Origin of the sequence: Geminocystis sp. GBBB08, assembly GCF_016743215.1 — a bacterium.
Classification (GTDB): Bacteria; Cyanobacteriota; Cyanobacteriia; order Cyanobacteriales; family Cyanobacteriaceae; genus Geminocystis.
Genome location: NZ_VRZC01000211.1, coordinates 1 through 5,555, shown reverse-complemented (window position 1 = coordinate 5,555; position 5,555 = coordinate 1). Strand labels below are relative to the sequence as shown.

Here is a 5,555-nt window from a genome sequence, read left to right as displayed (position 1 = left end):
CGATATTTTCAAAAGTCCACTTAGCTGGGGGAATTCCCCTATACATTGCGGCATTTTCAGCAGGTAAACCGAAGGCATCCCACCCCATCGGATGTAATACTCGATGGCCTTGCATTCTTTTACAACGAGCAATGACATCAGTGATAACATAGTTGCGAACATGACCCATGTGTAATTTTCCGGAAGGATAAGGAAACATAGAAAGGGCGTAAAATTTGGGTTTTTCGAGATCTTGTTCTGTATTATATAGTCCACTATTTGACCATTGTTTTTGCCATTTTGATTCTATATCAGTAGGTTGATAGGGAGATTGCATAAAATATTTTTTAATTTTTAATAATTATTTAATTTAGCTTAATGTTGAAAAGCCCTACATATATTTAGGTTAACCGAAGAAAACTGATGAAGGCAAGAGAGACTAGTGTGACTAAGGGACTAGGTGACTAGAGAAATGTTACACCAGAAAAATTGTCTTTTAAGCAACCATTGTAACATACTCAACCGAACTCGTTTTGTAAGGTTTTCTCATCTTTACCAAAGATTTTAGATTGAAATTAGGTTACACCGTAAGCACGACACCGAATCAAAAGTTTCGATGTTGGATCAATTCAAATCAATAAATAAAACGTTTCATCTTATCATAAAGTCAGAAACTTGTCATAGGATAAAAACAACCTTGCACGGAAGATAAAAGGACAGAATATAATTTAACGATAATCAGAATCTAAATTTTTAGCTGATATATATAGTTCACCTGATCAATTCCTGCTGTAAATGATTAACTAAGGCTTGTAAACCTAACCGATAACTTTCCACACCAAAACCGCTAATTTGTCCTAGGGCGATGGCTGCTATATATGAATGATGACGAAAATCTTCTCGTTTATAAATATTACTCAAATGCACTTCTACTACGGGGATAGCCACTGCGGATAAAGCATCCCGAATAGCGATACTTGTATGAGTATAAGCACCAGCATTGATGAGGATGCCTTGATGATGATTCAATGCTTGATGAATATAATCAACTAAGACACCTTCATGATTAGACTGTAAGCAAGATAAGGTAACATTTAAGTTACTGGCTTCTTGGTTTAAAATTGTATTAATATGCTCAAGGGTTAGATGCCCATAAATATTAGGCTCTCTTTTACCCAAGAGATTAAGATTATGTCCGTTTAAGACTAAAATGTTAAATTTTGACAAGGATTAAGATTCTTTATTCAAATCAATGTTAAAACTGGTTTAATATCTACCACGATCCCTTACTGGAATAGGAATTAATTCGGGTTCAGGTTCTGATTGTGGTCCTAGTAAAGCCTCAATTAATTTTTGAGTCCACTCTTTTAGTTTTTCAATCACTTTCTCTATCTGATCCATTAATAAAGAAGACTCCTATAAAACTTTTTTATATCTAAGACCATCATAACCTTTACTTTTTGTAAATGCAACCGTTAATTTTCTTAATTTTTTAAATAATTTATTTTTCAAACATGGAATTATTGCAGAATAAACGATACAATCAACTATCGTCTATGCTAAAGCCGAAATATTAGCATTATTCCTAAGTTTAATGAGTACAGAAATTTATATAAATCATCCAAATTTTGGTCTTCTTTATCGTTTATGTATCATCGAAAAAAATGAGGAGTTATTTACGACACTATATGCACAACGTCTTTTCTTTAAAGTCATAATTCAACCTACAGAAACTATTTTTGAGCCTTTGAGTCGTACAGAAGCTCGTATCTTAGTAGAAACAAAATTACGCCTTCTTAGGAGTAACGGAGAATGGGAAGCCTATAAACAAGTGAATGAACTTTATCAACGTACATTTCAATGAGTAATCCTATAGTTAATAATTTACAGCAAATTCAAAAAACTATTCCTTCTCATGTGCGTTTAATCGCCGTCACAAAAACTGTCTCTGTGGAAATGATGAAGGCAGTTTATGAGGTAGGAGTAAGGGATTTTGCTGAAAATAAATTACAAGAAGCTATTAATAAACAAAACGAATTACGAGATTTTAGTGATATTTGTTGGCATTTTATCGGGCATTTACAAACCAATAAAGCAAAAAAAGCGGTTGAATCTTTTCTTTGGATTCATTCTGTAGATAGTTTAAAACTAGCTCAAAAGTTAGATTTTTTTAGTCAACAAGCCTTAAAAGATGGTATTATTACTACTTTACCTCAAGTTTGTTTACAAGTAAAAATTTTACCTGATCAAAATAAATATGGCTGGAATATTGATCATTTATATCAAGATTTATCTAGTTTACAAAAGTTGACATTTTTGCATTTTCGGGGTTTAATGACGATTTTACCTTTAGGTTTAACTTCGGCAGAAGTTTTCTCAGCTTTTCAAGAAGTAACAAATTTAGCCTTACATTTACGTCAAGATAATTATTTTTCCTCAGATTTTGATCAATTATCTATGGGAATGTCTGGGGATTATCTTTTGGCAATGGAAGCTGGTGCAACGATGATTCGTTTAGGTACAATTATTTTTGGCGATCGCTAAATTTAAGTTATGGATGATAGCTAATCAATTTAAGAATTAAGAGGTAAACAGAACATGAGGAGTAATAATCATAATACTTGGGAACACATTAGAGAAGAGATTATTTTACTTTGTATTCAATGGTATGTAACAGAAAGATTAAGCTACTCTCAATTAAAAATGGTGATGCAACAAAGGGGGTTTAAAATTGATCCTCGTACCATTAATTCCCTAGTACAAGAATATACTCCGAGAGCCATGAAAAGATTTCGGGAAACAGAAAAAAGGCGGAAAAAAGGCTGGAGAGTGGTACAAATACCGTTTAAATTAAAAGGAAGAAGTAAATTTTTGTATAGAGCGGTAGATGCCCAAGGCAACACTTTAGATTTTATGATTACTGGTACTAGAAATAAAGAAAAAGCCAAGAATTTTTTTGAACAAACTATTTCTACAAATACGGAAATTACTCCTAGTAAAGTTTTATCAAAAAGAGCAAAAAATAATTTAAAAAATAATAATTGGATCGGAAGTTTAGTTAGTATTGTTATACTTTCTCTAGTAGGAATGTTCGTATTTGATCAAATGGTAAAATATACAGAAAAAAACCATAATCCTAAGTTAAATAAGACTTCTTTTTCTGACATTCAATCTTTCTATTGGGATATGGCATAAAATATTAATAATTAATATTGAGAAAAATATAATGGTATTAAAAACTGATAATAATGAACAGATTAACTTACAACTTTTATCTTTAAGTATTTTAATATTACCTTTTCAAAGTTTTTTAGCGGTTATTATTCTATTTTATCTAATTTGTAAATCATGGTTAAATAACTATAAAAATATTATTCATAATCCTCTTAGTTATAGTTTTTTGGGTTTAACCTGTCTGATGATAATAGCTTCTATTTTTGCTTATAAATCTGGGGAATCATTGTTAGGATTAATCCATTTTGTGCCTTTTTTCTTGATGTTTTTAGGTTTAAGAACTTTATTTACTAAGTATGATCATTTATTTTTTATTATTTTACCAATTATTTTTAATTCAATTCCTATAGTTTTATTAGGAATAGGGGAGGTTAAATTTGGTTGGGCAACTCCTGAGATTATTTATAAACTTTTAGGATGGCAATTAACAGCTTATGGAATGCCTCAAGGAAGAATGTCGTCTGTTTTTCCCCATGCAAATCCTTTAACTTTATACTTAACTACTGCTTTAATTTTTACCATTAGTTTAATTATTTATCGTTGGGGAAACAACCAAAATGGTAAAATAAATTTATTGCTACTTTTGACGGTTATTCTTAATCTATTTGGACTAATTTTAACAAGTTCTCGCAATGGTTGGATTATAACTTTTTTTAGTTTTATTGCTTTTGCCATTTATCTAAATTGGTATTTAATTTTACAACTATTAACCTTTGGGGGGGTTGCAATAGGTTGGGCTTCATTTGGTAATTTACCCGGACAAAATTGGTTACGAAAAATAGTGCCTAGTTTTTTATGGCAACGATTATCAGATCAAATGTACCCTGATCGCCCTTTAGCCACTTTAAGAACAAGTCAGTGGCATTTTTGTTTGGATTTAATTACAGAACGTCCTTTTTTTGGATGGGGTTTAAGAAATTTTACGATTTTATACGAAGAAAAAACATCTCTTTATTTAGGGCATCCTCACAATTTATTTTTAATGTTTGCGACAGAAACAGGATTAATAACTTTAGGTACAATAATGTTTATTATCGGCAGAATTTTATGGAGGGGAATTTTTGCATTAAAAACCTTAAAATTTCAAAAATCTGAGGGAATTATTCTCTTTAGTTATTTAGTGGTTTTTAGCAGTTTTATTCTCTTTAATTTATTTGATATAAGTATTTTTGATTTAAGATTAAATCTTTTAGGCTGGATAATTTTAGCCACAATTTCTGGCGTAAGTGAAAATATAAATAGGGGTTGCTGAAAAAATGTTTTAGTGAAGGTAAGGAAAAGTCTTTATAATTGAGATAAACTCTTGCCAATTCCCCATTCCTTATTCCTAATGACTTTTTTAGGCGTTAAAATCTTCAAAAGCAAGGCGAATTTGCTCTAAACGACGACGATTTACCCCTAAATCCGACTCCCCTAAACGAGAAGCAGAACGCCATTGTATTACATTTTTATTTAAAGGAAAATAAAACTCCGCATCATCAACAAAACCCATAATTTTACTGCGAGATTCTGTATGAATATAATCTTCTTTTTGTTCAATAATTTTTGTGTTTGGTACTACCGATAAAATTTTGAGCAAACTATTATATGCTTGAAGACGATCGCCGTTATAATTTAAAGGTGGGATATAATGAATATTATCGGCTTCTTGACTGATAACACAATTAGGAGTTGAAGGACAATTAAAAAGTTTTCCATCCGTTACACCTAAATTAGTTGGTATCTTACCTTCAAAATGAAAAATTGCCCCTAAAACAGGTAAAGGAGGTGAAAAAGGAAAAGAAAACGGTAAAATGAATGACGAAAAAGTAATGATAAATATGCTAAAAATTGCAAAAATAGATAACATCATCATAGATAATAATTAAATTAAGTTGGATAAAAGAATGATCATTGAACAGAATTGTAGTAATGGCTTTCGTCCCTTTAAGCCCTCAAAAGCAAACTAACAAAGTTAAATTACGACAATATCGGCACTCGTTAAAACTAAATCAGTATTTAAAGTAGCAAATTGCACCGCCGCTGTGGCACCGTTACTGTCAACATCAAAGAATAAGCCACCATTAGTGGAATTGTAGAAGAAACGATGAGCGGAAGTTGTAGCCGATGAACCAATGGTAAACTGGTTACTAGGTAATGTATCTATTGATAAATCACCGCCAAAACCGATATGACTAACTAAAATCGTATCATCCGTGACGGAAAAATCCGTAATTTGATCGATTCCTTCTAGTGGTGAATCAAAGTGGAAAAAGTCATTACCCGTGCCGCCCGTGAGAGTATCATTCCCTGAATCACCGTTGAGAAGATTATTGCCACCATTACCCTGAATCAAGTTATTA

General features: G+C 31.5%; 8 protein-coding genes and 1 pseudogene. 4 read left to right on the top strand and 5 right to left on the bottom strand.

The genetic code is table 11. From position 1 onward, the window contains the following. The 3 genes from FWJ34_RS17750 to FWJ34_RS17740 all read right to left on the bottom strand — a co-directional run. On the bottom strand, positions 1 to 316 hold a 316-nt coding region (locus FWJ34_RS17750; RefSeq protein WP_308256672.1), incomplete at its 3' end, for a class I tRNA ligase family protein. Positions 317 to 750: 434 nt separating this feature from the next. Next, a complete protein-coding gene (gene aroQ, locus FWJ34_RS17745; RefSeq protein WP_308256671.1) occupies positions 751 to 1,206 on the bottom strand; it encodes a type II 3-dehydroquinate dehydratase in 456 nt (151 codons plus the stop codon). A 39-nt stretch (positions 1,207 to 1,245) separates the two neighbouring features. Continuing rightward, entirely contained in the window at positions 1,246 to 1,380 is a 135-nt protein-coding gene (locus FWJ34_RS17740; protein ID WP_308256670.1) for a hypothetical protein, read from the bottom strand. A gap of 193 nt (positions 1,381 to 1,573) precedes the next feature. Here FWJ34_RS17740 and pipX point away from each other — a divergent pair, with 193 nt between their 5' ends. The 4 genes from pipX to FWJ34_RS17720 are packed head-to-tail and all read left to right on the top strand — an operon-like array spanning position 1,574 to position 4,465. Continuing rightward, on the top strand, positions 1,574 to 1,843 hold the full coding sequence (gene pipX, locus FWJ34_RS17735; protein WP_308256669.1) for a transcriptional coactivator PipX: 270 nt from the start codon (positions 1,574 to 1,576) through the stop codon (positions 1,841 to 1,843). Next, the gene (locus FWJ34_RS17730; RefSeq protein WP_308256668.1) at positions 1,840 to 2,523 is read left to right on the top strand and encodes a YggS family pyridoxal phosphate-dependent enzyme; all 684 of its coding nucleotides are present in this window, start codon (positions 1,840 to 1,842) and stop codon (positions 2,521 to 2,523) included. Before pipX ends, FWJ34_RS17730 begins: the two co-directional genes overlap by 4 nt. Positions 2,524 to 2,577: 54 nt before the next feature. Continuing rightward, positions 2,578 to 3,174: a DDE-type integrase/transposase/recombinase gene (locus FWJ34_RS17725; protein WP_308256667.1), complete on the top strand. Its 597-nt coding sequence runs from the start codon at positions 2,578 to 2,580 to the stop codon at positions 3,172 to 3,174. Positions 3,175 to 3,205: 31 nt separating this feature from the next. Beyond that, a complete protein-coding gene (locus FWJ34_RS17720) occupies positions 3,206 to 4,465 on the top strand; it encodes an O-antigen ligase family protein (protein ID WP_308256666.1) in 1,260 nt (419 codons plus the stop codon). An 87-nt stretch (positions 4,466 to 4,552) separates the two neighbouring features. On the opposite strand, the gene FWJ34_RS17715 is transcribed toward FWJ34_RS17720, so the two are convergent. Together FWJ34_RS17715 and FWJ34_RS17710 are read right to left on the bottom strand one after the other, a co-directional pair. After that, on the bottom strand, positions 4,553 to 5,068 hold the full coding sequence (locus FWJ34_RS17715) for a DUF1499 domain-containing protein (RefSeq protein WP_308256664.1): 516 nt from the start codon (positions 5,066 to 5,068) through the stop codon (positions 4,553 to 4,555). Positions 5,069 to 5,167: 99 nt separating this feature from the next. Then, positions 5,168 to 5,555, bottom strand: a pseudogene (locus tag FWJ34_RS17710) (calcium-binding protein); the annotation flags it as partial.

Bases quoted from the DNA above. Each gene is read 5' to 3' on its own strand.
- FWJ34_RS17740 (WP_308256670.1), bottom strand. From the start codon at position 1,380: ATGGATCAGATAGAGAAAGTGATTGAAAAACTAAAAGAGTGGACTCAA.
- pipX (WP_308256669.1), top strand. From the start codon at position 1,574: ATGAGTACAGAAATTTATATAAATCATCCAAATTTTGGTCTTCTTTAT.
- FWJ34_RS17730 (WP_308256668.1), top strand. From the start codon at position 1,840: ATGAGTAATCCTATAGTTAATAATTTACAGCAAATTCAAAAAACTATT.
- FWJ34_RS17725 (WP_308256667.1), top strand. From the start codon at position 2,578: ATGAGGAGTAATAATCATAATACTTGGGAACACATTAGAGAAGAGATT.
- FWJ34_RS17720 (WP_308256666.1), top strand. From the start codon at position 3,206: ATGGTATTAAAAACTGATAATAATGAACAGATTAACTTACAACTTTTA.
- FWJ34_RS17715 (WP_308256664.1), bottom strand. From the start codon at position 5,068: ATGATGATGTTATCTATTTTTGCAATTTTTAGCATATTTATCATTACT.